Raw genomic sequence first — 25,878 nt, forward strand, 5'->3', positions numbered from 1 at the left:
AATCAAAACCAAGCGACTGTCAATTGGCGCTTTTCTACAGTCGATGCTCGCACAAAGTTCAAGCGTCTCTATCCAACTCCTAGCCTGTCATAATCTCTATGGTTAACTACTAGTTGAACTGATTTCACGAGGTGTTCAAGATGAACGCAATTCCAATTTCTATGTAGACCGGGATCCACAGCATTCTCGATGCAAGCATTTATAGATTGAGCTATAGGAGGAAAAGATGAATTCGACAGCAACCATTATTGAACCTGACAATCAAAAAACTCAGATTCTCAACCCCATAGAACGACCTGAGATTACCCATAGTCTTTCGGAAAATGTCGTTTTGACAACCGTAGACGATTTTTACAACTGGGCACGCCTCTCCAGCTTGTGGCCTATGATGTTTGGGACTGCCTGCTGTTTTATTGAAATGATGGGAATGTTTGCAGCCCGTTTTGATTTTGACAGATTTGGCTTGAAACCTTGGGCAAGTCCTCGTCAAGCTGACTTGATGATTACCGCAGGCACCATCACTATGAAAATGGCTCCAACATTGGTGCGCCTCTACGAACAAATGCCAGAACCCAAGTACGTCATTGCAATGGGTGCTTGCACGATTACCGGCGGTATGTTCAGCGCAGACTCACCAACAGCGGTGCGGGGAGTCGATAAGTTGATTCCGGTCGATGTTTATCTGCCGGGGTGTCCTCCCAGACCAGAAGCCGTGATTGATGCAATTATTAAACTGCGTAAGAAAATTGCCAATGACTCGATGCAGGAGCGAGATATCATTGCTCAGACTCATCGATACTACAGCATTCGCCACCAGATGAAGGTAGTTTCGCCAGCCGTTACGGGTGAATATTTAGAATCGCCCAGTCGGGTGAATGCACCCAAAGAATTAGTTGCAACGATGGGAATGCAAGCCTCTGTTCTTTCCCAGCCGATTTTAGAAACAGAAGCGATCGCCTCTAGTTGAACTGATTTCAAGTTGAACTGATTTCACGAGGTGTTCAAGATGAACGCAATTCCAACTACTCCGCAGACCGAGATCCCCGCCACGACCCACGATATTCTTGATGTACAGCAAACACACTGCTGCATTGTCGGTGGAGGGCCTGCGGGGGCTGTCCTAGCGCTTCTCCTAGCCCGTCAAGGCATCCCAGTGATGTTGCTGGAGGTACACAAAGATTTCGACCGCGATTTTCGGGGAGACACGCTTCATCCATCGGTGATGGAAATCATGGATGAACTCGGTTTGGCGGATCGCTTGTTGCAGATGCGTCACACAAAGGTTCCCAGTCTTACTCTGAAGACGACCGAGGGGCCGATTCGATTTGTTGACCTCAGCCACTTGAAGACGAAGTACCCCTACATCACCATGCTTCCCCAGGTAGATTTCCTGCAATTCATTACTGAAGAAGCGAAACGCTATCCAAATTTTCAGTTGGTGATGGGAGCGAACGTACAGGAGCTGATTGAAGAAAATGGGGTCATCCAGGGTGTACGCTACCGGGGACACGGCGGCTGGCATGAAGTCCGATGTCAAGTGACCATTGGCGCAGACGGACGCTTCTCTCGCATCCGCCAATTAGCCGGGATGGAACCGATCAAGACTTCGCCGCCAATGGATGTGCTGTGGTTCCGCTTACCTCGCAAAGCGGACGATCCCGAAGAAACAATGGGGCGCGTTGCTGGCGGTCATCTTTTGGTTCTGCTGAACCGCTTTGATTATTGGCAGGTTGGCTATGTGATTCCTAAGGGTAGCTATCAACAGTTGCGGGAAGCGGGTTTAGAAACTTTGCGTCAGTCTGTAGCTGAGATATCACCCCTGTTTGCAGACCGGATGCAAGAATTACATGATTGGAGCCAAGTGGCGCTGCTTACCGTCGAGTCTAGCCGCGTCAAGCGTTGGTATCGCCCTGGTTTGCTGCTGATTGGCGATGCGGCTCACGTCATGTCGCCAGTTGGTGGAGTTGGCATTAACTACGCGATTCAGGATGCAGTGGTCGCTGCAAATGTGCTGAATGAGCCGCTGAAAAAAGGACAGTTGCAAGAAAGCGACTTGGTGAAAGTACAGCGCCAACGGGAGTTGCCGACGCGGATTATCCAAGCCTTTCAGTCTTTGGTTCAGCAGCGGGTTATTGCGAGGGCGATTGACTCGACCCAGACATTTAAGCCGCCATTCTTGCTTCGGTTACCGATTTTGCGCGACATCCCGGCGCGTTTGATTGCTTTTGGCGTCTGGCCTGTTCGTATCAAGAAAAACTTAGAAGCAACTTAGCTCCAATTGCACTAACTTAAAGACTTGTAGCAAAGTACACAGAGAGAAGAAGATTTCACGTTTTCAACGCTTTTTTTCAAAAGCATTAAGGGGATTTGTTGCGGACAAGCCGTAAAACGGTATTAGCGTGCAAAGGGTGTTAACTGGAAAGCTTGGGTTTTGCCGTTATAAGTACCGATGCCAACAATGACTCCGCGATCGCTAATGTCGGTGGCACTAGTTAAATCCCAACCCGAATTGGCTGGAATGACGTGATTTAGGTCAATCATGCGATCGCCACTGTAAAGAAAGGCGCGGGGGATGCGGCTGGCATTCTCTGCTTCACCGACCACTTGCCCAAGATTGTTGATACTGTGAGCAATGCTGCTTTGTCCCCCTAAAGTTCCGAGGTCGAGCATCTTGCCATTGTTGTAGAGGAAGGCTTGAGGGCGATAATTCGCGGTGTCTGCCACACCAACTATCTGACCTTGGTTGTTAATACTATTAGCAGTGCTGCTTTGTCCCCCTAAAGTGCCAAGGTTCACCATCTTGCCGCCGCTGTAGAGGAAAGCTTGGGGAATGCGATCGCGATTCTCTGCGGAACCAACGACTTGCCCGTTTTCATTGATGTCGTTGGCGTAGCTATTCGCACCTCCGAAGGTGCCGAGGTCAATCTTCTTGCCGTTACTGTACAGGAAGGCGTGCGCCTTATCGTTGCGAGTTTCGGCAAATCCGACTATCTGACCTTTACGATTGATACTTCTGGCGTCGCTGCTTTTACCGCCAAAAGTGCCAAGGTCAATTGTCTTGCCATTTTTATAAAAAAAGGCGTGATAATTGTCGTTGGCAAAGGTCATCACACCGACTATTTCCCCGTTGTCATTGATACTCGTAGCGGCATTGTAGCGGCTGTTAATACTGTTAATTTCGGTCATTTTGCCATCACGATAGATGAAGGCCGTTTGGGTACTGTCGTTAGGGTTAAAAAAGCCAACAACTTGACCGTTATTATTAATTTTTTTAGCGACGCTGGCACGGCTATGAAGGGTGTCCAGATTAGCGATGCTATAGCGTAGATTTACGGGAATTTGTGTCTGTGATTGCTGTGCGTTACCTGATGAGTGAAGGGTGACGCGGCTAGCAATCATCAATCCAGCGAGGGAAGTAATAATTCCTAAAATAGCGATCGCTTTATGAGTGAAATTCATTATTCCGCGATACCTGAAAAATCCAAGGGAAAGGCAAATATTGGTTGTGCCTGTTCTCCTCGACTAGCGATCGCTCGCGATAGTTGCTAATTCGATCGGAATCCCCCAATCGGATTAGTCATTTCTACTGGTATCCCGCTGCTTGCAACGTGAACAACCGCGCGTAGCGTCCTCCAGCTTTCAATAACTCCTCGTGACTTCCTTGTTCTATCACCTTTCCGGCTTCCAAAACTACAATCTTGTCAGCCATTCGCACCGTTGAGAAGCGGTGGGAAATGAGGAGAACCATCTGATTTTTTGTTACCGTCCGAAAGCGATCAAAAATCATCACTTCCGCTTCTGCGTCCATCGCCGCCGTTGGTTCATCCAATACCAAGATATCCGCTTTCGTTCGCATAAAAGCGCGAGAGAGGGCGATTTTTTGCCACTGACCGCCAGAAAGTTCCGTTCCTCCTTTAAACCATCGTCCTAACTGAGTCTGAAACCCGTCTGTCATCGTTTCGATAAAAGGTTTCGCCATGCCTTTTTCTGAGGCAATTTCCCAGTGTTTTTCGTCTTCTAAGTAGTTGACATCCCCAACGCCCACATTCTCTCCTACCTTGAACTGGTAGCGGACGAAGTTCTGGAAAATCACGCCAATCCGTCGGTGCAGCACCTCAATGTCCCATTCCGGCAAATCCAAGCCATCGAGTAAGATGCGCCCAGAATCGGGGGCGTACAATCGAGTTAACAGTTTAATTAGCGTGGTTTTTCCAGAACCGTTCTCTCCGACAATCGCTAGTTTTTCTCCTGGTTTCAGGTGTAACGAGACTCCATTTAAGGCGGGTTGAGGGCTTCCTGGGTAGGTGAAATAGACATTCTCGAAACGCACCCCATCATTCGGAAGTACACCCTGAGTTGCCATCCCCCAAGTTTTGGGGATGTCTTGTTCTAGAAACTCGTAGAGGTTGGAGAGATACAGGTTGTCTTCATACATTCCCCCAATGGAAGTCAGGGCGGCGGAGAAGGTAGACTGTCCTTGCCGAAACACCATCAAGTACATCGTCATGTCGCCGAGAGAAATCCGACCCGCAATCGCTTCTAAGACAATCCAGGCGTAGGCGACATAGAAGGCGGCGGTACTCAAACTCCCCAGCAAGTAACCCCAGAATCCTCGCCGTAAGGTTAAATCTCGGTCTTCGCTGTACAGTCGAGAGAAGATGTCTTGGTAGCGTTGCAGCAACATCGATCCCAACTGATACAATTTCACTTCTTTGGCATAATCTTCCCGCGCAATCAGTGTTTCCAGGTAGTGTTGTTGGCGGGTTTCCGGCGATCGCCAGCGGAACAAGCGAAAAGCTTCCCCAGAAAAGCGAGTTTCGGCGATAAAGGCAGGTAAGGCGGCTACAACCAGTACCACGACTGCCCAAATGGAGAATTGCAGCAGCAAACCGCCGTAGGTGACAAGGGACAGACCACCCTGAATTAAGCTGAAAGTCCGGCTGACTAGCGACAAGGGACGGCTGGATGCTTCCATCCGCGCCCGATTCATCTTGTCGTAAAACTCGGAATCCTCAAAATGCGTGAGGTTGAGTGTAAGTGCCTTTTCCAAAATTAAGACATTTACTCGCTGACCCAGCAACACTCGCAGCAAGGATTGACAAACGGATAAACCTCTTTGACTACCTGCCAACAACAGGACAGCGATCGCTTCTAATCCTACATAACCTAACGCTGTCCAGCGATCGCTTTGCAAGCCGGTTTGAGAAGCCAAAACTACCCCATCGACGATTAACTTGCTGACATAAGCAACAGCCCCTGGTAGCAAACCGGCGAATAAGGTGAAAGCGGCAAGAACGATCGTGAGAATGCGGCTGGTAGTCCAGACTAAACTAATCGCGCGATCGCTATATCGGAAAACTGCTAAAGATTGGCGTAAACGTTGCCCAATCAATCTGAAGAGATTAAATTTCTGACGACTCATAATCTATTTATAACGTCGTCTAGGCATCAGAACGAGCAACGGCAATCGTCCCTAGAGGCGGTAAAACAACTTCTAGATTGAAGTAGCGATCGCGCAACACTCCCGCAAGCGATCGCAATCCCCATTCTTCACTCCGACGATGACCAACGGCGATAACGCGGATTCCGGTTTCTTCCACAGCCGCTGCTGCTGGCTGTCGTAACTGTCCAGTAATGTATAGATCGGCACCCCGCACAGCCGCCTCGCGGATTAGCGCATCAGTCATTGCCCCAACGACTGCGACTCGCTGGATGTCGCTTTCACTACTCGCAAGAGTTTTATCGTATCCGCCGAAGATTTCCCGAACGCGATCGCAGTAACTTACAAAAGTCTGTGTAACAATTTCCCCAATCGTACCAATCGGTCGCCCTTCCTTTTCCCCCAACACCTCTAATGCAGACATCCCCAACACATCGGCAAGTCGAGGATTAAAACCCAGCGTCATTCGTTCGTCAAAAGCTAGATGATACGCCACCACCCCAACATCGGGTGCGAGTTGGCCCGCTTCCAGCTTCCAAGGACGATGTAAAAATAAAGCATCTATTCGTTGAGATTTTGCCCATTTTTCTAGTCCCGCCCAAGGTTCTAAGGCTAATCCTATCCGACGAATCGGGCGCGTTGATGGGTGATAAATGCCACCTTGGTCATCACCAAAGCGATGAACGGCAAAGAATCGATCTAAAAATTGTCCAATATCATTTAGAGCGATCGCGTCTCCAGTCAAGGCAACTGTACTCATGGGCAAAATCTGATTTATAGCGGCTGTAATCTACGCTTGTGCCCGATCCCAATCCATTCACCGAATATCCATTCATACATCCCGCCTGATAACTGGTAGCCATCTCACAGATGACTCAGTTCAGTTATGACTCAGTAGAACTGGAAACCGGATGAATCGAAGAGAGTTGCTGCAATTTTTGCGCTTCTAGGACTTCTAGCCTAGCCAGTGATGTAGCGGCATCTGCTAACTGTAAAGCCAGATTCACTCGGCATACAGGATCTTTTGCTTGCCAAAGATCCCGCGACAGACAATGTACTCGATAGCGGAACATTTTAATGGAGTATGACGGGATGGCTTTAACAGTCATGGTTACAATCTCTTTTCTACAGAAGCTTGAATGTCTAGAAGTACCCGTGCTGGCTCTAGATAAACAAATGTCAGTATGATTACTTGTTCGTCCGTACTGATTGTTACATCATTAAGGACTTCTTGCGGTAAAACCCGTTCATGCCTCACCACTACAGTGTATTGCCCAATTGGCAGGTCATCAAAGCCCGCGTCTGCATGAATCAGGTCAATTGTCTCCTGAGCGATCGCTTGCCCATTTTGCCTAAGTAAAGTGATAAAGGCAATGCCATCAATTGAAGTCAGGGCATGATTCTCCTGATTGCGAATCGTGACATAAATATCGGACATTTACTCAGACCTCTGTTTCCAGTTTCATGAGTGTATCCGATAACCAAAGCGATCGCTTTTTGGTCTAATCAGCAGTACTTTGTTAAAAGTAGCACCACCAGCGAGATCGCTTTTGTGTTCAATAACGCGATCGCCGCAGTTACAGAAAGCCAGCTACAAGGTACCATTGCTGTAGCAAACCCCACTTGAGAGGCGCTATGTTCATCAGCCTGATTGCAGACTACGGAACCGGCGATCCAGCTTTTGCAGAGGTCACGCAACGTCTTTTGATGGCTTTACCTTCCTCCCAGATTCACTGCCTCTCGGTTCCTCCCTTCAGCACCTTGGCAACTGGTTTCTGGATTGCTCAACTCGGACTCAATCCTGGTCCCGAAGAGCGTCTCATTTATCACAACTGCGCTCCTCGCCAAGATGACCCAGAAGCACGGCAAAACAATGAAGGCGAGGGATTAACTTATGCGCTGTTGCCTAATGGCGTCAAAGTAGTGGGTGTGTTTGCGGGTTATACCCTCTCTTTTATCAAAGACCACGCTCAAGTTCTGCAAACAGTCAAAGTTTCTAGAGGGGGATCGCAGTTTCGTTCGCGGGATGTGTTTCCCAATGCAGCGGCAGCGATCGCTCAGGGAGATACTAGCTATTTAGGAGAAGTCTTGAACCCTAGCCAAATCCCCGATGCACCGAGCGATCGCGTTGCCTGGATCGATGGCTACGGTAACATCAAAACCACAATCCCTGCCGATACCCTCAACCTAAAACCGGAAGAAAAAGTAGTCATTCGTGTCGGGGATGTCGTGAGCGATGCCATCTACTCTGACGGCAGCTTCCGGGTGCCACAGGGAACTTTAGCATTTTCACCAGGAAGTTCCGGCTGGAATGCTGCGAAGGATGGAAAGCCTATCCGTTGGATGGAATTATTTTTGCGAGGCGGCAATGCTTGGGAACGCTTCGGCAAACCCCGCGTGAATCAGGTAGTGACACGACTCTAAATAAGGAATTAAAAATTCTCCTTTCTGAATTTTTAATTTGCCGTTTCTAATTCTATAGTGGCTCTTTCGGAGCATTACCGATTAGCGCTTGCACTAAATTCCAGAACGTCGAAATAAATGCCGCTCCTAAGACAACAAACATTAGCATCGCCAGCCCAGCAAAGGGAGCGGTAATGAATAAGACTATGAACGAAAACAAGAGAATCGTCAGTAGTGCCTTGTTCATCGGTGTTGTTTCCTTCCGATTCAGGTGTACTTCCAAAGGATAACCAGGTGGTTTGTTGTCGTGTCCCCTTCTCTGTGCTGAATTAAATATCATCACAGCGGAAGATGTTCCCAAAGGAATTAACTTCCAACGAACTTCAGGAAGTTTATAAAAGCGAGAGCCGCTTTGCTTTGCGCTGCTGCGAAAAACGCGATCGCCTTTAACAAATCTTGGCTATCCCAAATCGCCTCTAGTGAATTATTATCAACCAGAGATAGAAGTAGCACCAAAACTGATTTGCACCTATGGCTTATACCCCTAAAATCTTGGCATTTGCAGGTAGCACCCGCACTGATTCGTACAATAAAAAGCTGGTACAAGTTGCTGCGAACGGAGCGCGGACAGCGGGAGCTGAGGTGACATACGTGGATCTGCGCGACCTACCGATGCCGCTATACGATGAGGATCTGGAAAAGAGCGAGGGAATGCCTGAAAATGCGCGGAAGTTTAAACAGCTGATGATCGAACATCAAGGACTTCTCATCGCTTCTCCGGAGTACAACAGCTCAATTACAGCCGTTCTGAAAAATGCCATTGATTGGGCGTCACGTTCAACAGCACCGGAGGAACCTCCGCTCGTGGCTTTTGCGGATAAGGTGGCGGCGATTATGAGTACCTCACCGGGAGGATTGGGCGGTTTACGCTGTTTAGTCCACCTGCGCTCGATCCTGGGAAATATTAGAGTTATTGTTCTTCCCGATCAGATCGCGGTGCCTAGAGCTTTTGAAATATTTAATCCCGACGGTACGATGAAAGATCCCAAACAGCAAGAGTCTGTCGAGAAGTTAGGTGAAAAAGTTGCTCACGTGGTGGCGAAGTTGCACGGATGAAATATGGCGCTAAGAGCGATCGCTGATTTGCTAACCCTAAACTTGATCAAAGTAACTACTTATGAGGCTCTAACCTTTTAAAAGCTCTTAGAACAACCAAACACAGCAAAGCCCCAATTAAGCTCATTTGCCATAACCCACACCCAGCAGCAATTCCTAAAGCAGCGGAAACCCAAGTAGCCGCAGCCGAAGTGAGTCCACGAACTTTAACACCTGTTTTTGATTCGTCCTGAGACTCGCGTAAAATTTCTCCTGCGCCCAAAAATCCAACCCCGGCTGTAACGCCCTGAATGACTCTGCCAAGAGCCTCAGCGCTTTCTTGGGCTGTACCGATTTGGAGGGGCACGAGAACAAAGAATGCTGAACCCAGACTGACCAGCAGATGGGTTCTTAAACCAGCTGGTTTGTTCTTGAGTTGGCGCTCTAAGCCAATAGCCGCTCCAACCAGCAAGGCAAGGCATAGCCTTAAGAAAATTCCTAAGCCATCATTGGGAGAAAGGATGTAGGTTTGTGGCAATGTTGTGCTACTAAAAACGAAGTTTCAACCAGTCTAGTTTACAGGCTGGTTTATATAGATGAATAGAAGGGGAATGGTTAGCTCGCAACCATTCCCCTTTGATTCGCTAACGGAGAGGGGGGGATTCGAACTCCCGGAACCTTTCGGTTCATCCGATTTCAAGTCGGACGCAATCGACCACTCTGCCACCTCTCCAGGTGTGTTTTTTTATCATATCAAGGTTGTGGAATTTGTTACTACTAACTTAAAACGGGTTGGATCGCTGGCTCGGTGCGATGGTAAAGAATCTGCTCAGATGCAACGGTGAAGTCTTTCCCAACCCAAATGAGGGAGACTTGGGAGACGATACCGCCTTGCAGAGAGACGAGAGAGAAATTATGCAGGCGGTTCATCTCCGTTTGGATAATCCGAGGGACGCTGGCTGAATTTAAGTAAACGGTTCCCTCTGAGCTGACATAAACTGGGGTTCGCAACTCGATCTTTGTGTGGCGCATAGTATGGTGCATATGACCAAAAGTGACGAGGGGAATGGTTTTCCCTGCGTCGCGAGTTTGGGCGATCGCATCTGCAAAATCCGGATCGCCATAGTCGCCACCGATAGGATGCCAATCTTTGCCACAGGGGTCTTCTGGGCGATCGCCTAACCCGACAGGCCCATTGTGACCTATAAAAATAATCGTTTCAGAAGCAGCACTCTGAGCCGCTGAGAGAATTCGGGCGGTTGACTCCTCGAAATTCTTCACCCCATACCGTTGTTCGTAGAACTGGGCATTTTTCCAGACTTCTCCGCCCCAGCTAAAAGGGCGACTCCCAACAACTGTTAAATTCAGGGCGGGAAAATCAAGCGAACCGTAACCGACATGGGTTTCTCCCAACAAATCCATCTGTTGCTGCACCCGGTCTTCTTTCTGGCGGTCGTAGGGACACCGACTTCTGCCCCAATCTGAGGCGCTGTACCAAGCGTCATGGTTGCCAAATATTGCCGCTTTGGGAAGATCGAGAGATGCGATCGCTCTCACCACATCCACCGACTCATTGCCGAAATCCCCTACAAATAGCACTAGGTCAACACCCAGATGCTTGAGGGCAATTTCATCATCGCTGTCCCACTGGTCGTGAATATCGCCAACAACCGCAATTTTGATGGGTTTTTCCGGGTTCCTCTGATTGCTCATCCTATCTTCCTCGTCGGTCTTTCTCCAGCATAAAAAAGCATCGCCTGTTTTCGCAGTATCCTCTGGTGTAACTCCTTTTTTTTGTTTGTGAGCGATCGCGTGATTTGATTTTGCCAGGAACACTTGCCTGCTTGGGCGGGGTCTAGAGCGTTGTTCACTTTCGACACAATTCACCGCCAGGTAGCACAAGCCGATGAGCGATCGCACTGATGCATCTAACTCTTATTGAGAACCGCTATATTAAAGCAAATTTTCTCTGACCTGACTTGCCCACAAGTTTTGGTAAAAACAACTATAATTACTGATTACACGCCTAGCGATTTGATTCCCCCAAAAAATTATCACTGTGTTTACTACTACACTTCCTCAGCGTAATTTTGCTCAGACAGCGGCATTCCCTCACGATTTATTTGAGGCAATTAACGCCCTCAAAAAAGAGTTAAACGCTGTTATTCTTGCTCATTACTATCAAGATTCTGATATTCAGGATGTAGCAGATTATATCGGAGATTCCTTAGAGCTTTCCCGAAAAGCAGCCAGCACAAATGCGGATGTCATCGTGTTTGCGGGGGTTCACTTTATGGCGGAAACTGCCAAAATTCTCAACCCCGACAAGTTGGTACTCTTACCCGACCTCAACGCCGGTTGCTCGTTGGCAGACAGTTGTCCTGCGGATGCTTTTGCTAAATTTAAGGCGGCTCACCCCGGTTATATAGTCGTTTCTTATATCAATTGCTCTGCCGAAATTAAGGCAATGAGCGACATTATTTGCACCAGTTCCAACGCAGTTAAACTGGTTCTTCAGATTCCAGAAGACCAGCCGATTATATTTGCCCCCGACCGGAATCTGGGACGATATGTAATGGAACAATCGGGGCGAGATTTGGTGCTGTGGCAAGGTAGCTGTATGGTGCATGAAACCTTCTCTGAAAAGAAGATTGTCCAGCTAAAAATTGAACATCCAGAAGCTGAAGTTATTGCCCATCCAGAGTGCGAACCGTCGGTGTTGCGCCATGCCAATTACATCGGTTCTACTTCAGCACTGTTGAAGTATTCTCAAGCAAGTTCCACTCAGGTATTTATTGTGGCGACTGAGCCGGGAATTATTCACCAAATGCAGAAGCAGGCACCTAACAAGCACTTTATTCCTGCACCGCCAATGAACGACTGTGCTTGCAATGAGTGTCCTCATATGCGGTTAAATACTCTGGAGAAGCTGTATTTAGCGATGAAAAATCGGGCACCAGAAATTACTTTGCCAGAAGAAACGCGAGTGGCGGCGCTGCGTCCAATTCAGCGGATGTTGGAAATGAGCGCCTAGTCAATGTTGGGTCGGGAACGAAACCTGATGGAAAAGAACCCCACCCCCAGCCCCTCCCCGCTTGCAGGGAGGGGAGATGGAGTAAGAGACGCAGGCGATCGCTTGGTTGGGGTTCTTCATTTCGGGGGATCGATTGGACTTGGTATAACAAGCAATAATGAACGATGAATGAGCAACGAATTGAATGGCGATGAATAGAGAGTGCTTGATCGTTTTTACTCGCTATCCAGAGCCAGGAAAGGCAAAGACTCGGCTAATTCCGGCTTTGGGGGAAGAGGGCGCTTCAAATCTTCATCGCCAGATGACCGAGCATACACTCTCGCAGGTGAGGGAACTGCAAAGCGCTCGCGCGACGAGAGTGGAAGTTTATTTTACTGGCGGCGACCAGCAGTTGATGGAAGACTGGTTGGGAGCTGATATCATCTATCAGCCGCAGGGTGAGGGCGATTTGGGACAGCGGATGAAGTCGGCGTTTCAAACGGCTTTTGCGGCTGGAATAGAGGGCGTTGCGATCGTCGGTACTGATTGCCCTGGTTTGGATGCGAAAATAATGGCGCAAGCATTTGAGCAGCTAAACGGTCATGATTTGGTTTTGGGACCAGCGATGGACGGCGGCTATTATTTAATTGGGTTGCGGCGGATGATTCCAGAATTGTTTGAGGGAATCAACTGGGGAACCTCGGAGGTGCGAGAAAAGACGGTAGCGATCGCTATCTCCCTTGGATTGGCAGTTGCTTATCTTCCCTCCCTGTTTGATGTTGACCGTCCAGAGGATCTTGAAAAGTTACGAGTTTTGAGTTTTGAGTGATAGAAGCGGCAAGAATTTCCATTATTATTCCCGTTTTGAATGAAGCTGCTGACACGATTCGGTCAACATTAGCGAGTGTTCGGAATGTCAAAAATGTGGAAGTCATTGTAGTGGATGGGGGAAGTCAGAATGAAACCGTCGCTCTTGTGCAATCCTGGGGCGTTAAAGTTCTGTTTTCCACTGCTGGACGTGCCTGCCAAATGAACGCGGGTGCAACGGCTGCGACAGGAGATATCTTGTTATTCCTCCATGCAGATACCTCTTTACCGCTTGGGTTTGAGAAATTAGTTCCGTTGACACTAGCCCAGTCTGGAACCGTTGCGGGTGCCTTTGAACTCAAAATTAATTCTCCAATGCGATCGCTACGTCTAGTTGAAAAGATGGTGAATTGGCGATCGCGCTTTTTTTCCCTACCCTATGGCGACCAAGCTATCTTTTTAAAAGCTTCTGTATTTCACGATATTGGAGGTTTTCCCGATCTCCCGATTATGGAAGATTTTGAATTGATCCGTTGTCTGAGACGCTTGGGGCGAATTGCTATTGTTCCGACTCCGGTACTGACTTCAGCCCGTCGCTGGCACAAACTTGGGGTGCTGAGAACTACGGTGATAAATCAGATAGTAATTCTTGGCTATTTCTTAGGAGTTTCCCCATCTCAACTGGTTAAATTTTATCGCGCTAAAAAGTAAGTAGAGAACTCATCTGAAAATTTTATTAATATAACCTGAGTTCGGGATAAGAGAGGGGCAAAACAGATAGGCTGAAAGTGCTAAATTGTTATCCATCTGCTTGCCCCATGTCCAGTCTAGAAGAACTGTTTTGCTGCGTCGATGACTTCTGCCAAACCTTTGAATCACTCTCTTGAGTGCCAACTTCTTAGTAACATCTGCCTGTTGAATTGCACAGCTTTTGGCAGCCGCTGATCGCAACTGTCAAACCACTTAATCTTGAGTGGAAACACAACCAAAAGGTTATGAGTGGGAATTCAGCACCGAGTTAAATAAGTCTGAGTTTGCCCCCGATGAATGAAGCCTTGTATTTGAAAGCTGTGCAACCATCTCGGCACGGGATGAAACCTCAAGCTTACGGAACATTCGCTTTAAAGCTTGCTTCACAGAATTTTCAGTAATCCAAAGTTGATTGCCAATTTCTGCGTTGGTTTGCCCCAACGCCACCAATTCTGCAATTTGCAACTCGCGAGGTGTTAAACGTTCGGCTTTGCCGTTCTGAAGGCAACCGCTATTAAACAGTTGGTGCTGTAACTTTCCTGCAAAAATGCTTTGTGAATCCACTGTTGCAACCCAACTCGATAAGTGCAGGCAGATGGCACCTAAATCGACTAGATTTTCGCTATCAAAGGCAGGCATTACCTTTTCACGTGTGCAGCCGACTACGCCCACAATTTGACCGTGATTGATGATAGGTCCCGCCATCACATGCCAGTGATCTGGACGAGGACAGATTAATTTCCAAGTCTTGGGGGTTGTCACTAATGCTTCGTGAACCGGAGCATAGCGCTCTGCTAAGTAACGCGCCACAGGGTTATGCTCAATTGAGAGTGCAATTTTCAAGATTTTCTGAAAATTGCGATCGCTTAAGGGCAGTTGGTTAAAGAAAAAAAATTGCCCATCGTTTCGCTGCAAAATATTCACCAATTTTTGGTGCGATTTGCGATCGCAGGTCGGATTTGCTATGGGTTTGGCGAATGGCTGACAACAGAGGCTCTAAGGAATTTGTCATACGTGAAGGGGTCTAAAGTGTACCCGATCGAGGTCTAGAAGCATTAAGGCGCTCAGCCTATATTAGCTTTAATCTCAATAATCCCCTGATATGACTATCAATCCAGAAATCGATCGCACTTCTATCCGCGCGATGCAGGTCGGCTTTTATGCGACTTCAGTCGTCTTTAACCTATGCTTGATTACTCAATTATTGACAGTCGGAATCGCCTACTTTATTAGTCCTGCATGGTGGAATATTCACGTTTGGCTAGTCCGAGGATATGGTGGACTGTCATTAGTATTACTAGGATGGTCATTTATCACCTCATTTCCACCTCAAATACAACGCCTCACTGCGAGTCTACCCGTGCTGCTGGCACTACAGTTTGTCAGCATTCATCTCAAAAGTTCTTTGCACCTAGAGATACTACACCCTTTGATAGGATTTTCGTTACTCTACGTTTCCTCAAGCCTTATCCATCGTGTATGGCGCAGCCTATCGCTCAATCATCGGCATAATGAACAAGTTTAAGAGGTAGAGATGACACAAGAGGCAATCTTTAGTCCCTTTTTTGCAACACTGTTTCTGACACTCCTAGTCTGGGTGTATATGTACATTCGTCGGATCGGTTTCATCAAAAGCCAGAAGCTCCGTCCGCAAGACCTTGTTGCATCTAGCACACCCGCACAAATCTGGCCGCGAAACGTATCCAATCCATCAGATAACCTAAAAAATCTGTTCGAGATTCCGGTACTTTTCTATGCGCTCGTACTCTACCTTTTCGTCACAAAACAAGTAGATATAGTGTACGTAACCGCTGCGTGGATCTTCGTTGGGTTTCGCGGATTGCATAGCGCCGTCCACTGTACATTCAATCTCGTTATGCTTCGGTTCTACCTCTATCTGTTCGCTACCCTCTCGGTTTGGTTCATCGCGTTCCGCGCCGCCCTTACTTACTTTGGCGCGTAGGTATGCTTTCATAAATTTGCGTCATGTATTCAGCCACTTGGGTTGAGACGTGCGATCGATCCCAGACATCAAATTGAGATTGGAACAATCATGTAAACGGTGGACAAACTCTGGATGTGCGAATCGAGCAATCATCTCCTAATCCGTCAAATCCGACTGAAAAAATCGCCCTCTAGGAGAAGAAAAAGCGATCGCATTCTCACGATAACTGAATGTGAAATATGCGATCGCGAAGCGCCGACTTTGTCGGTTCGCCCATTAGAATCCCGATCCCAACCACTTGGCAAAATTGTGTTTTTGGGCGTCGTCAGGAGACTCCACTGGCACAATTTTGTAAGCACTTGGGCGCGGATCTGCTAAAGTCACGAGTGGCATCCGGATTTCATCTTGATGGAAAACTGTCACCTGAATCGTATTCCTCGGTTGGTAATCTTTCAAGCGATCGCTCAAAGAAAGTGCCGTCACTCGGAAGCCATCAATTGCTAGCAATTCATCTCCCGCATCAATTCCTGCTAACTGAGCTGGAGAACCCGCTTCGACAAATTTGATCGCCTCGCGCCCATTCTCCGTCTTCGCCGTCACACCCAGAAAAGGAACGGGTTCCTCTTCCTCAACCACCAACCGCAAGCCAAAGGGTTTCAGGTACTCGTCAAAGGGCAACTCCTCGGTTCCATCAACGTAGTGCTTAAAGAAGTCGCTCAAATCCGTTTCAGCCACCGATTCTATGACTTGCTGCAATTGTTCTGGAGTAAAGCCCGTTTCCGGCTGTCCAAACTGCTGCCACATTTGCCGCATCACATCATCGAGCGATCGCTGATTGCTATGACGCCCTCGAATCAGTAAATCCAGCAAAAAGGATACCATCGCCCCTTTCAGATAGTAGGAAATCTGGGAATTCCCACTATTGGCATCCGGTCGGTACAGCTTAATCCAGGCATCAAAACTCGATTCACTCGCCGGTTGCACCAGCCGCCCTGGTGTCGTTTGTAACCGCGAGATTTCCTTGCCTAACTCCTTCAAGAAAGACTTTGCATCATAGATTCCCGCCCGGAACGGAATCACCAAGTCGTAATAACTGGTCGTCCCCTCACTAAACCACAGAGAAGGCGTATAGTTTTCCCCAGTATAATCAAACACTTCCAATCCTTTGGGACGGATGCGCTTCACGTTCCACAGGTGAAAGAACTCGTGGGCGACCAGCTGCATAAAGCGATTGTACTTCTCGCGATCGCGGAAACCAAAGCGATTGTAATTCAACGTGCAAGCATTCTTGTGTTCCAAACCTCCAGCACCCGTGGAAGCTAAATGCAACAGAAACACATATCGGTCATAAGGTAAACCTCCAAATATCTGGGATTCCACCCCAATAATTTTCTGCGTGTCCTCAATAATCCGCTCTGGTTCGACGTTCCCCTGTCCCCAGATGGCTAACTCATGAGCTTTTCCCAAAACTTCAAAATGATACAACTGGTGGCAACCAATCTCAAAAGGACTATCCACCAGCGTGTCAAAATCGGGCGCTTGGAAGGTGTTCGCTTGCCCATCCGCCGTGGGTAATGGAGTTGTGACGCGCCATTCGGGTTTGGGCGGCACAATCGTCACTAGAATGGGTTGTTTTTCAAATTCGGGTATATAAAATAACAGAGCAGCACTGTTAAAATAACCGTGAGTCCCGTCCAAATGATTGGTTCGCACTGTTAGTTCATTGGCAAACATTCGGTAACGTACCGTAACTTCCGACACACTGTTTGTCTCTATTTGCCAGTGATTTTTGCTAAGCTTGCGCCACGCTAAAGGTTGTTCGCTGGAATCAGCCGAAAAGTCTTGCAAATGTTTAGAATACTCGCGCACCAAGTAGGAACCAGGAGTCCAAACGGGCAATTTTAAATCGAGAATCGGTGACTGCCAGTTTTGTACGGTAAAAGTTACGTCAAAAAGATGCGATTCCGGCTCCCGTATCGCCACCTGGTAATGAATTTTTGGTGCGGTATTGGATAAGCGATCGCGGCGAACAACTGTTGCTTCTGTCATTTTTAGCTTTTATCAATCGTAGATATCCACTAATTTAACTAGCAATTTTTGGTCAGTGGTTAGCCGGTAGTCAGAAATTCGGTTTTCAATTAGTAGAGATAAGGATTAACGACATAAGTCCTAAATGATTCGCGCAGGGGAGATCCTCGACTTCGAGAGAGAATCCAGGGATCTGAAGGGCTGGATCGCAATTAAACTCGTCCTGCTAGATGCGTTAGCTGCTTGATGTTGAGAAGATGGAGCTTCTCCTGCGCTGGATCGATTTTAATCCAGCCTTTACTTTCCAGTTTCTCAATAATTTTGCTCGTGTCTTCAACACCAATATCTGTAACGTTAGCCAAATCTTTAGAGGGAATATTATAGATTTCCATTCCTTTTTCAGTGGCTTCACCGTAGTTTTCTCCCAAAGCAATCAGCGTGTTCGCTAATTTTACGGCTGGGGGTTGATGACGCATTTGAAAGCGGAGGTTCGTTTGGCGCAGACGCTTCACCATCAGTTGTAACATCCGGTGGTGCAACTGCGGATCTTTGAAGAGGGTTTGAATGAAGCGTTGGGCAGAGACGCTGAGCAATTCTACGGGTGAGAGGGCAATCACATCGGTTGAGCGGGGAGATTCATCAAGAATTGCCATTTCCCCAAAAAAATCACCTTTGCCCAAGATTGCTAGGGTAACGACATTCTCCCCAGAGAGTCGTCGGACTTTCACCCAACCCGACACGACAAAATAAACTGCGTTGCCCCAAGCGTCTTCCATCAAAACCGCTCTGTCTGATGGGTACTCGTGTTCGACTGCGACAGACAAAAGCCATTCTAATGTCTCTGGAGCGGCAGTGTTAAAGAGGGGAAACAGCTCAGAAAAAGCTTTGGTCTGCATGAAAGGAAGTGTGAACTATAAAGTATGAATTATCAAGTTTAAAGTTTGAACGAGCAAGCTTGGAAAATAGGATTATCTAAGTTGGGATATTCGTCGATTCATCCTTTATGATTTATCCTACCCTACTGCAACGGGTGCGAATTCGTTCGTGCAGGCTAAGGCAATCGGTAGCACCTTACAGCCTTGAATTCATCTATCACTTCAGCGATCGCGATCTGCCTCTTGCTTGGAGCATTCATGCTTTTTTCTTCAGCTTTCAGGCAAGAAGCTGGTTACTCCTACGCTCTTCATTACATCACAGATGAGCCATATTGTCCTTTGACTTGGGATCAAGGTTCGCGCGATCGCTGGGCATTCGTTTGAGTCCTTCCAGTTGTTGCTCGATGCTCGTAAGCAAGTGATGCACGGCTGGCAGGGCTTCTATCTGAGCTGGGTTTGAGGCGGGATGGGATGAAGTCCGGAGAACTGAGTCTGAGGCGCTGGCATGACATATCTGATTCATCTTGCGCTGGAGCTTCTGGGCAAGATTTAAAGCTTCCCCCCAGAGATTTTCTAGTTGCTGCTGCTGATAAGCTCTCAAAGCTTCTCCGCGAAACACTTGCATAACTGCCTCATCTCCGTACTCACCAGGGATGATTTGCAAGCGCAGTAACAGATGATTGTGCTGATAGCATCGCTCAATCTCCACCACTTTGGTTTGTTCGACTGGCATTAATTGCAGATTTCCGATTCGCTTTAGCTCGTCGATGACTCCTTGAAGTATGGGTAGCGCCAATCCTGGGATCGCAAACTGCAAGACATTGTTTCGACTACAGAGAATGTTTCCTTCATAGAGCTGTCGTTCGCAATCCAGCCGATCGATGGTTCCATTCAGCACCCGCTTTAACAATTCTTTTAACATCTGCTGGGGTGGTAGGGCTGCCAGATTAGCAGTGAAACCAGATAAGTGATGCTGCGATCGCTCTTGCCATTGGGGGGAGGGATCGCCAGCGGGTGAAACTGTGGCGTTGCGTTTCACCTGCTGCGATTTTCTCAAAGGTGTTTCTGGAGCTGGTTGCTGCACTTGAGCGTTGGGGCGATCTGCCTCCACTTCGACCAGCTCTTCCGGACTATCGACAATTAGAGTTGGGAGGGTTTGCCGTTCTATCGGATCGGAATTTTTGCTTGGACTTTCTTGATCTGGCTGCGTATCTAAGTGTCCAGTTGCCGGCGTGGGCGGTTGGGAATGGGCTTGTTGTTTCCCGATGCCCGTGTTGTGTTTCAAATACGCGCTGAGGATTGCCTGGAGAGCGTCAGCGGCTATCGGCTGGGTTTCTAACGAGTAGTTTTGATAAGTTAGGATACGACGGACATAATCCAACGAGACGGTGTCTTCTGGATTTACCATGCCCAGTTTTAGGCAGGTGCCTTCTAAGGTGATGGGCAAGATTTGATAGTACAGACAGGCTTCAAAGGGCAGGAGCTTGTCAATCAATCTAAACATTTGATTTGCATCTATCAGAGCCACTTAGAAAAAAAGTGGAGAGGGTATCAGCACCAGTAGTAATCACCAGCCGCAGCTTGGTTACTCCGAGTGCGGTCATGGCGAGTTACAGAACTTGAGTTGTGAATATCCTAGATGCCCCTGCGATCGAGTTTCGGCTATTATCTAGCAGATTGTTCTGAATAAATCAGTTTTATCCATATAGTTATAGTTATGGTACCCCTATGGGAAGAAAATATTGCTAGTTGTCGAAAACTAGGTTAAGAATCGCTCCGCAAGGCTTGAGCGGCTAGATAAAGTTTGCTCCATTCGCCCATGACCTGGTGATTTTTCAGGTTCAACTCAGCAGCGATCGCGTCTAGGGTTTTGCCTGCTTTTAAACCATCAATTAACTGCCGCTGCACGGAGGGGAGAGTGGCGTAGAATTGCTCCCACTCAATTAGGGTCAAACCCAGGTTGTGTTCTTGCAATGACGCTTCTAGCCAACTGGCGACTAATTCTGGCTGGCTTTTAACGGCAAAAACCCGAATGGCATGGTAGCTGACTTTTTCACGCAGTCGATAGACTTCTTTGATCTGTAGGTTTAAAGCGCTAGCAATCGCTTCTTGGGACTTGCCTTGCAGATACAGTGTCAGCCAATCAGCAGCAGATTGACTCACATTTTCGGCTAGATAGTCTTTAAATTCCTGCTTGACCGTGGTGCGTAACGCTTGTTGTTCTTCCCAAACTTGATTTTCTTGGTACTGAGTGACTGCTTGAGCGTCTAGCAAACTCACCGGGCTGTCTGTTTCATCGGGCGTCACTTCTTCGGAAACCAGCCGTACCAGTTCGCCATCGGGTACGTGAGTCATGCCGCCTTTCTGGGAACGCCGCAGATAATTCACAAACCGATACACTAACAGCGGTTGGTTACGAATCGGTCTGAGGCAATACTCTTCGATACTGGTCATCAGTAGGGAATTGCGGAGGCGAGTATCACTAGGAGTACATTGGGCAATCCAAGCAATTTGCTGTTGAATGTAGCGATCGCTGTGTAATAGTTCCTGAATTACTTCTTGCAATACATCGACCACTGCCCGCTGGCGATCGCGCGAAAGCGCTACCCAAGTACGGATTTTATTGCGAAGCAGCACTAAGCTGCCCAAGCGAGTCGTAAGATTCCGATAGGCACGCTCTGGCCCCACGCCTAAATAGCGCTGCCGTAAAATTCGGTAACGATATTCCATTGCTTGCCGAGCAATTGTCATCTGGCTTGGGTTCAGGGCTTCAAATCGTTCTAAATCTTCTCCGATCAGCCAGCGCGTAATACTTTCTTGCATTGCTGCGCTAGAGTCGGGATAGTCGGCTACAATCTGCTCTCGCCAATTCTGTGCCAGTTCTTGGGCCAGTGACATGGAGTTTTGAGTATTTAGCATCGTTTGAGTTTTCAGTTTTGAAGCCGGAAATTCAGACAGAGGAAGACTGACTTCAAACTCATTTTCCTGATTTAAAGTTTGCTCTACAAACCTCATCTCTGACCTCACCCATTTAAGGAGCAACTGACCTCTATTTCATCATGTCTACCTTGAGATAGAAGTGATCGCACCACCCTGGATAGTTTGACTCCTAACATCTATGGAGTGAGATTTTGATCTTATTGCCTTGTGCGTTGAATCACAACATTTAGTTGGTCAACTCATGAGCGATAATGTTAGATTTTGTTAAGTAAAGAATAATTAAGAAAGGTTTACTTTTGACGATGAAAGCCACATTAACAAGATTCAGACGGTGCTAGACTGATTCCCGACTTCTTCACCCTCAACTTCTCAAAAAACTATGCAACCAGAGCAGACAATCGCTGCTGGGCAACAGTCAAAGGAGGAACAAGAACTCATTTTGAATCCAGTAGACCATGCGATCGCTTTGTTTAACCGCTCCCATCACTTAGTCTTGTTTAATCGAAAATTCAGTCTTCTTTGGGGACTTCCCCCCGAATGGCTGGGTCTACAGCCGCATTGTAGCGAAGTCTTGGCTGAAGTGGTGGCGCAGGGCTATTGGTCGCAGCAGCAGAGCGAACAAATCGCTTCAGCCCTTAGCGAAACCGAAACAGAATACATTTCCTTTCCCATACAGCAATCTAACGGTATCTGCCTAGAGATAGATACCACACTGACGAGTGATGGGGGACGCCTGTTTACCTTCCGCGATGTCACCAGGTATCAAGACTACCAGGTAACTTTAAACGCTGAGGTGAGGCGGCTGACCTTTTTAGTAGGTTTGATGGAACGGTTGCAGCCTGCCAGCGACTTGCAGACAATCGGAAAATTTGCACTTTCCTATCTGGTGGAGACAATGGGTGCAGCGTTCGGCGATGTCAAGGTAATTACGGGTCAAGGCATTGATGCCTATGCCGATATTCTCACCAATCAAATTTCTGGTCGATTCATCGCGACTCACGGCGAAGCTGCCGTTGCCGAGATGCAAGCCTTTCTCGATCGAGGGATTCCCTATGGTCAAGGGTTATTGTGGCAAGTCGTAGAAACCGGCAAGCCAGTATTTGTTGACGATTATTCTAAACATTCCCAGGCAGTGTCGGCATTTCGCCATCCGGCAATTGGTCAACTGGGCATTTTTCCCATTCCCGCCGCCAATGGCAAGATTATTGGTGTCTTGACGCTGGAATCTCGCACTCATCAGAGACTTCAGGATGCTCCCCAACAGGATATACTCCTGGTCGCTTGTCGCACGCTAGGTGTTGCCATTGAAAGGGCACAGGCGCAAGAACACCTGCGCGAAATTAATCAGAATTTAGAACGGGCTTCCCAAATGAAGTCTGAGTTTCTGGCTGCCATGTCCCACGAACTGCGGACACCCCTCAACAGCATTTTAGGGTTTTCGGACTTGTTGCTGCGGCAAATCGCCGGTTCTTTGAACGAACGCCAGATTAAATACGTGCGGGTGATGGAAGAAAGCGGTCAACACCTGTTGCAGTTGATTAATGACATTCTGGATCTCTCCAAAATAGAAGCCGGAAAGGCAGAACTCGAACTCCAGCCAGTTTCCATCCTGGATCTTTGCAGGCAGTGTTTGCAAATGATTCAACCCCGTGCGGATAAAAAGCGACTTGCCTTAACCCTAGAAATAGACTATCGGCTGGGGCAGGCATCTTTAGATGAACGCCGTGTCCGCCAGATATTAATTAATTTGCTCTCCAACGCTGTCAAGTTTACCCCAGATCGCGGGCAAATTAAATTGAGTGGACGACTAGCTTATGGCACCCAGTTGATCGGGGAATTTCGACCGGATCGCAGCCCGGTGAATCCTAGCACGCCTTTCTTGTGTCTTGAAGTCAAAGACTCAGGTATCGGGATTTCTAGAGATAAGTGGCATTTGCTGTTTCGCCCTTTCCAGCAGGTGGATGCTTCCTTAACGCGGCAACATGAAGGAACTGGGTTAGGTTTGGCGCTGACGAAGCGACTGGCGGAACTCCACGGCGGCACCGTCTCTCTGGAATCGGTGGAAAATCAGGGGAGTACGTTTCGCGTCTGGTTGCCGGTAACGGAAATGAGTCAAACTTTGACAGAGGCAGCGAACCCAGTGCCAAGCCAACAGCAGTCATCACTTCTCAAAGGTGGTGTATCTTCTGGGAATGCCAAGCGAGTTTTGGTGGTGGAAGATCAAGCTTTCAATCAGGCATTGATTTCTGATGTACTTGAGTTAGAAGGGTATGCAGTTGAGTTAATTTATAACGGTCGCACGATGATGGAAGCGTTGCAATCGCCCTTTGTGACGCCTAAATCGCTGCCGCACTTGATTGTCATGGATATCCAACTACCGGGGGTGGATGGGTTTGAAATTATCCGTCAACTCAAAGCCAATCGCTTGTGGAAGTCGGTGCCAGTAATTGCAGTAACGGCAATGGCAATGGCGGGCGATCGCGATCGCTGTTTGGCTGCTGGGGCGAATGGTTACATCAGTAAGCCAATAGATATCGATCTCCTCACGACTACCGTCCGCTCTTTTATGCAGGATTAGAACCCCAAAGAATCCATGAGGGGCAAGGATACCCTGTCCCTATACCCTATACCCTATTTGAATCTGCAAATTGAGAGGTGTGGCAGACCTCTAGGTTTACGGGGTGGGGTTCACCCTTACTGCATCCAATCGAGAATTGTTACAACCAAAGAGCTATCTATCTTTGGGAGAAAGATCATCTCTTAATCGGTTGGTTTTTCGATCTACCAGATGGTTAATTGTCTTTACCGAAGTCCTATGTTTCAATAATGTTAAAGTTCTCTCAGTTACCGGCGACCTCGGAGGAGTTAGATTTCCATCTATCTACCTACCTGTACTGAAAGAAAACTTGTCAAGGTTAGGAATCGTCAGGGGCATCTAGTTAGAATTACTGGTTCAGCGAACAACTGTTTTAAGTAGTTACACTGAAGGAAAATCATAGGCGCGAGTGTAATGGTGGCTAACAGAAGTAGTTTTCCATAACAGCGCCACTTGCACTTATATTGTCAGTTCCATGACAAAGCCCTTGCCGCGCATTCTGTTAGTTGATGATGAACCCAATAATTTATTGCTGCTAGAAGAGTTGTTGTATTCACAAGGATATGAAACTCTAATAGCTTCATCAGGCGTTCAAGCACTGGAAGTTGTCAAAGATTTTCAGCCAGATTTGATTTTACTGGATGTGATGATGCCGGATCTGGGAGGCTTTGAAGTTTGTCGCCGGTTGCGGGAGGATGCAAAGCTACAAACGGTGCCGGTGATTTTTTTGACGGCTTTGGATGATGAAGAATCCAAGCTTCGGGGGTTGGAAATATTAGGTGATGACTACTTCACCAAGCCGATTAAAACTACTCTCCTTTTGAAAAAGATTGCAAATACTCTGCGTTTGATCGAGATGCGATCGCAGCATTCCGGGCAACAAATGCAGGAAAAAATTAAAGAAAAAACGAAGCGTCAACTATCAGCGGCATGGCGAATCAATGAATATCTCTCAGAGAAGTTTCGGCTATTTGTGCCGGATCAATTCTTGAGACGCATTGCACCCGAAGGGGTAGAGTCAATTCAACTGGGAAACGCCAGGGAAGAAGAATTGACGATTTTGTTTTGCGATATTCGGGAATTTACCGCGATCGCTGAGACTCAAACAGCCAGCGACACCTTTGAGTGGCTGAACGCTTTCTTTACCCAGATGAATCAAGAGATCGCCATCAATTATGGATTTATTGATAAATTCCTGGGAGATGCGCTGATGGCGGTGTTTGACCGCACGGGAAACCACGGACAGGATGCCTTAAGTGCGGCGGTGGCGATGGTAGACAGCTTAAATCGGTTTAATCGCGATCGCCAACAATACAACCTGGAGCAGCCGGTGAACATTGGTATCGGCATTCATACAGGCGTTGCCATGATTGGGACAGTGGGTTCAGACCGGCGCATGGACTCTACTGTAATCGGCGATGTCGTGAATACTGCCGCCCGTCTAGAAGAATTGACAAAGCTTTACGGCTGTCACATCCTTGCCAGTGATGCCGTTATTGCCCAGATGAGACAACCGGAGTTATTCAAGTGTCGGTTGATTGACCGGGTGATCCCTCGCGGTAAGCAGCAAGCAGTTGACCTCTACGAAGTCTTGGGTACGCAAACTCAACTGTTCCATCAAGCAAAGCTACTTTATTAATCCATCTGAACTAATGCAGCTAGCTGATGGTGCACTATAAAGCTTATCCGGAACACAGCAATAGTGTGTGCCAAAGCGTCTCATTCATGCATCTGAGAATTGCTGCTATAGGATCTGGATAACAGCCGCAAGATTTAATGAATTGTAAGCTATATAGTTTTGCAGCCTTACAAGCTTAATTTATACTTAGCGGTCAAAGGCTTCAAAATAGACTTATGTATTTTAAATTACAGATTTGCTGCAAGTTATATCCCTAGAAAGAAGCTGCGGCAAACGGTATGCAGTTATTTTAGTTATTCAGGACAGCCAATCTGAGACATAAAAAATTTCCTGGGAGTCTTCTATAT

24 protein-coding genes, 1 tRNA gene and 1 pseudogene are annotated in these 25,878 nt (G+C 47.6%); 12 read left to right on the forward strand and 14 right to left on the reverse strand.

Features of this window, described 5'->3' with window-relative positions:
• Window positions 1-226: 226 nt before the first annotated feature.
• Window positions 227-967 (forward strand): NADH-quinone oxidoreductase subunit NuoB, encoded by a 741-nt coding sequence (gene nuoB, locus NDA03_RS13055; RefSeq protein WP_348238234.1) that lies wholly within the window; start codon window positions 227-229, stop codon window positions 965-967.
• 39 nt (window positions 968-1,006) lie between these two features.
• Entirely contained in the window at window positions 1,007-2,272 is a 1,266-nt protein-coding gene (locus NDA03_RS13060; protein ID WP_348238235.1) for an FAD-dependent oxidoreductase, read from the forward strand.
• A 122-nt stretch (window positions 2,273-2,394) separates the two neighbouring features.
• On the opposite strand, the gene NDA03_RS13065 is transcribed toward NDA03_RS13060, so the two are convergent.
• The 5 genes from NDA03_RS13065 to NDA03_RS13085 all read right to left on the reverse strand — a co-directional run bounded on the left by NDA03_RS13065 (window position 2,395) and on the right by NDA03_RS13085 (window position 6,878).
• On the reverse strand, window positions 2,395-3,459 hold the full coding sequence (locus NDA03_RS13065; protein ID WP_348238236.1) for a DUF3466 family protein: 1,065 nt from the start codon (window positions 3,457-3,459) through the stop codon (window positions 2,395-2,397).
• A gap of 124 nt (window positions 3,460-3,583) precedes the next feature.
• A complete protein-coding gene (locus NDA03_RS13070) occupies window positions 3,584-5,422 on the reverse strand; it encodes an ABC transporter ATP-binding protein (protein WP_348238237.1) in 1,839 nt (612 codons plus the stop codon).
• 19 nt (window positions 5,423-5,441) lie between these two features.
• On the reverse strand, window positions 5,442-6,200 hold the full coding sequence (locus NDA03_RS13075; RefSeq protein WP_348238238.1) for a Nif3-like dinuclear metal center hexameric protein: 759 nt from the start codon (window positions 6,198-6,200) through the stop codon (window positions 5,442-5,444).
• Window positions 6,201-6,324: 124 nt separating this feature from the next.
• Entirely contained in the window at window positions 6,325-6,549 is a 225-nt protein-coding gene (locus tag NDA03_RS13080; protein ID WP_190415122.1) for a hypothetical protein, read from the reverse strand.
• Between the two features lie 2 nt (window positions 6,550-6,551).
• Window positions 6,552-6,878, reverse strand: coding sequence for a hypothetical protein (locus tag NDA03_RS13085; protein ID WP_190415123.1), 327 nt, complete (start codon window positions 6,876-6,878; stop codon window positions 6,552-6,554).
• Window positions 6,879-6,908: 30 nt separating this feature from the next.
• Here NDA03_RS13085 and NDA03_RS13090 point away from each other — a divergent pair, with 30 nt between their 5' ends.
• Complete coding sequence (locus tag NDA03_RS13090) at window positions 6,909-7,067, forward strand: hypothetical protein (RefSeq protein ID WP_190415124.1); 159 nt, start codon at window positions 6,909-6,911, stop codon at window positions 7,065-7,067.
• Window positions 7,068-7,075: 8 nt separating this feature from the next.
• The gene (locus NDA03_RS13095; protein ID WP_190427529.1) at window positions 7,076-7,864 is read left to right on the forward strand and encodes an SAM-dependent chlorinase/fluorinase; all 789 of its coding nucleotides are present in this window, start codon (window positions 7,076-7,078) and stop codon (window positions 7,862-7,864) included.
• A 52-nt stretch (window positions 7,865-7,916) separates the two neighbouring features.
• Here the strand turns inward: NDA03_RS13095 and NDA03_RS13100 are convergent, their stop codons facing one another.
• Window positions 7,917-8,090 carry a hypothetical protein gene (locus tag NDA03_RS13100; RefSeq protein WP_190687229.1) on the reverse strand — a complete coding sequence of 58 codons (174 nt, stop codon included), beginning with the start codon at window positions 8,088-8,090 and terminating at the stop codon, window positions 7,917-7,919.
• Window positions 8,091-8,374: 284 nt separating this feature from the next.
• Here NDA03_RS13100 and NDA03_RS13105 point away from each other — a divergent pair, with 284 nt between their 5' ends.
• Window positions 8,375-8,959, forward strand: a complete 585-nt coding sequence (locus tag NDA03_RS13105) for an NAD(P)H-dependent oxidoreductase (protein ID WP_190687230.1) — start codon at window positions 8,375-8,377, stop codon at window positions 8,957-8,959.
• A gap of 55 nt (window positions 8,960-9,014) precedes the next feature.
• Here NDA03_RS13105 and NDA03_RS13110 read toward each other — a convergent pair whose 3' ends face one another.
• The 3 genes from NDA03_RS13110 to NDA03_RS13120 all read right to left on the reverse strand — a co-directional run bounded on the left by NDA03_RS13110 (window position 9,015) and on the right by NDA03_RS13120 (window position 10,651).
• The gene (locus NDA03_RS13110; RefSeq protein WP_348238239.1) at window positions 9,015-9,476 is read right to left on the reverse strand and encodes an MgtC/SapB family protein; all 462 of its coding nucleotides are present in this window, start codon (window positions 9,474-9,476) and stop codon (window positions 9,015-9,017) included.
• Between the two features lie 110 nt (window positions 9,477-9,586).
• A tRNA-Ser gene (locus NDA03_RS13115) sits at window positions 9,587-9,671 on the reverse strand.
• Window positions 9,672-9,715: 44 nt separating this feature from the next.
• Complete coding sequence (locus tag NDA03_RS13120; protein ID WP_348238292.1) at window positions 9,716-10,651, reverse strand: TIGR04168 family protein; 936 nt, start codon at window positions 10,649-10,651, stop codon at window positions 9,716-9,718.
• Between the two features lie 346 nt (window positions 10,652-10,997).
• Between NDA03_RS13120 and nadA the strand changes: the two genes are divergently transcribed.
• The 3 genes from nadA (at window position 10,998) to NDA03_RS13135 (ending at window position 13,469) form a co-directional block, all read left to right on the forward strand.
• Complete coding sequence (gene nadA / locus NDA03_RS13125) at window positions 10,998-11,972, forward strand: quinolinate synthase NadA (protein WP_190440333.1); 975 nt, start codon at window positions 10,998-11,000, stop codon at window positions 11,970-11,972.
• Between the two features lie 190 nt (window positions 11,973-12,162).
• Window positions 12,163-12,780: a TIGR04282 family arsenosugar biosynthesis glycosyltransferase gene (locus tag NDA03_RS13130; protein WP_348238293.1), complete on the forward strand. Its 618-nt coding sequence runs from the start codon at window positions 12,163-12,165 to the stop codon at window positions 12,778-12,780.
• Entirely contained in the window at window positions 12,780-13,469 is a 690-nt protein-coding gene (locus NDA03_RS13135; protein WP_348238294.1) for a TIGR04283 family arsenosugar biosynthesis glycosyltransferase, read from the forward strand. The genes NDA03_RS13130 and NDA03_RS13135 overlap by 1 nt, the downstream gene beginning before the upstream one ends.
• Window positions 13,470-13,751: 282 nt before the next feature.
• On the opposite strand, the pseudogene NDA03_RS13140 reads toward NDA03_RS13135, so the two are convergent.
• Window positions 13,752-14,520 (reverse strand): annotated as a pseudogene (locus NDA03_RS13140) (LuxR C-terminal-related transcriptional regulator).
• 90 nt (window positions 14,521-14,610) lie between these two features.
• Here NDA03_RS13140 and NDA03_RS13145 point away from each other — a divergent pair.
• The gene (locus tag NDA03_RS13145; protein ID WP_348238240.1) at window positions 14,611-15,033 is read left to right on the forward strand and encodes a DUF6220 domain-containing protein; all 423 of its coding nucleotides are present in this window, start codon (window positions 14,611-14,613) and stop codon (window positions 15,031-15,033) included.
• Between the two features lie 78 nt (window positions 15,034-15,111).
• A complete protein-coding gene (locus tag NDA03_RS13150; protein WP_242037192.1) occupies window positions 15,112-15,471 on the forward strand; it encodes an MAPEG family protein in 360 nt (119 codons plus the stop codon).
• Window positions 15,472-15,729: 258 nt separating this feature from the next.
• On the opposite strand, the gene NDA03_RS13155 is transcribed toward NDA03_RS13150, so the two are convergent.
• The 4 genes from NDA03_RS13155 to NDA03_RS13170 form a co-directional block, all read right to left on the reverse strand.
• The gene (locus NDA03_RS13155; protein WP_348238241.1) at window positions 15,730-17,502 is read right to left on the reverse strand and encodes a M61 family metallopeptidase; all 1,773 of its coding nucleotides are present in this window, start codon (window positions 17,500-17,502) and stop codon (window positions 15,730-15,732) included.
• 191 nt (window positions 17,503-17,693) lie between these two features.
• Window positions 17,694-18,377, reverse strand: a complete 684-nt coding sequence (locus tag NDA03_RS13160; protein WP_348238242.1) for a Crp/Fnr family transcriptional regulator — start codon at window positions 18,375-18,377, stop codon at window positions 17,694-17,696.
• 295 nt (window positions 18,378-18,672) lie between these two features.
• On the reverse strand, window positions 18,673-19,860 hold the full coding sequence (locus tag NDA03_RS13165; protein WP_190440345.1) for a hypothetical protein: 1,188 nt from the start codon (window positions 19,858-19,860) through the stop codon (window positions 18,673-18,675).
• 260 nt (window positions 19,861-20,120) lie between these two features.
• A complete protein-coding gene (locus tag NDA03_RS13170; RefSeq protein ID WP_348238295.1) occupies window positions 20,121-21,254 on the reverse strand; it encodes a HetZ-related protein 2 in 1,134 nt (377 codons plus the stop codon).
• Window positions 21,255-21,675: 421 nt separating this feature from the next.
• On the opposite strand from NDA03_RS13170, the gene NDA03_RS13175 reads away from it, so the two are divergent.
• Window positions 21,676-23,874, forward strand: coding sequence for an ATP-binding protein (locus NDA03_RS13175; protein WP_190415136.1), 2,199 nt, complete (start codon window positions 21,676-21,678; stop codon window positions 23,872-23,874).
• 493 nt (window positions 23,875-24,367) lie between these two features.
• Complete coding sequence (locus NDA03_RS13180; protein WP_190415137.1) at window positions 24,368-25,531, forward strand: response regulator; 1,164 nt, start codon at window positions 24,368-24,370, stop codon at window positions 25,529-25,531.
• Window positions 25,532-25,878: the final 347 nt, after the last annotated feature.

Origin of the sequence: Trichocoleus sp. Lan, assembly GCF_039961855.1 — a bacterium.
In the GTDB taxonomy this organism is placed as follows: Bacteria; Cyanobacteriota; Cyanobacteriia; order Cyanobacteriales; family FACHB-T130; genus FACHB-T130.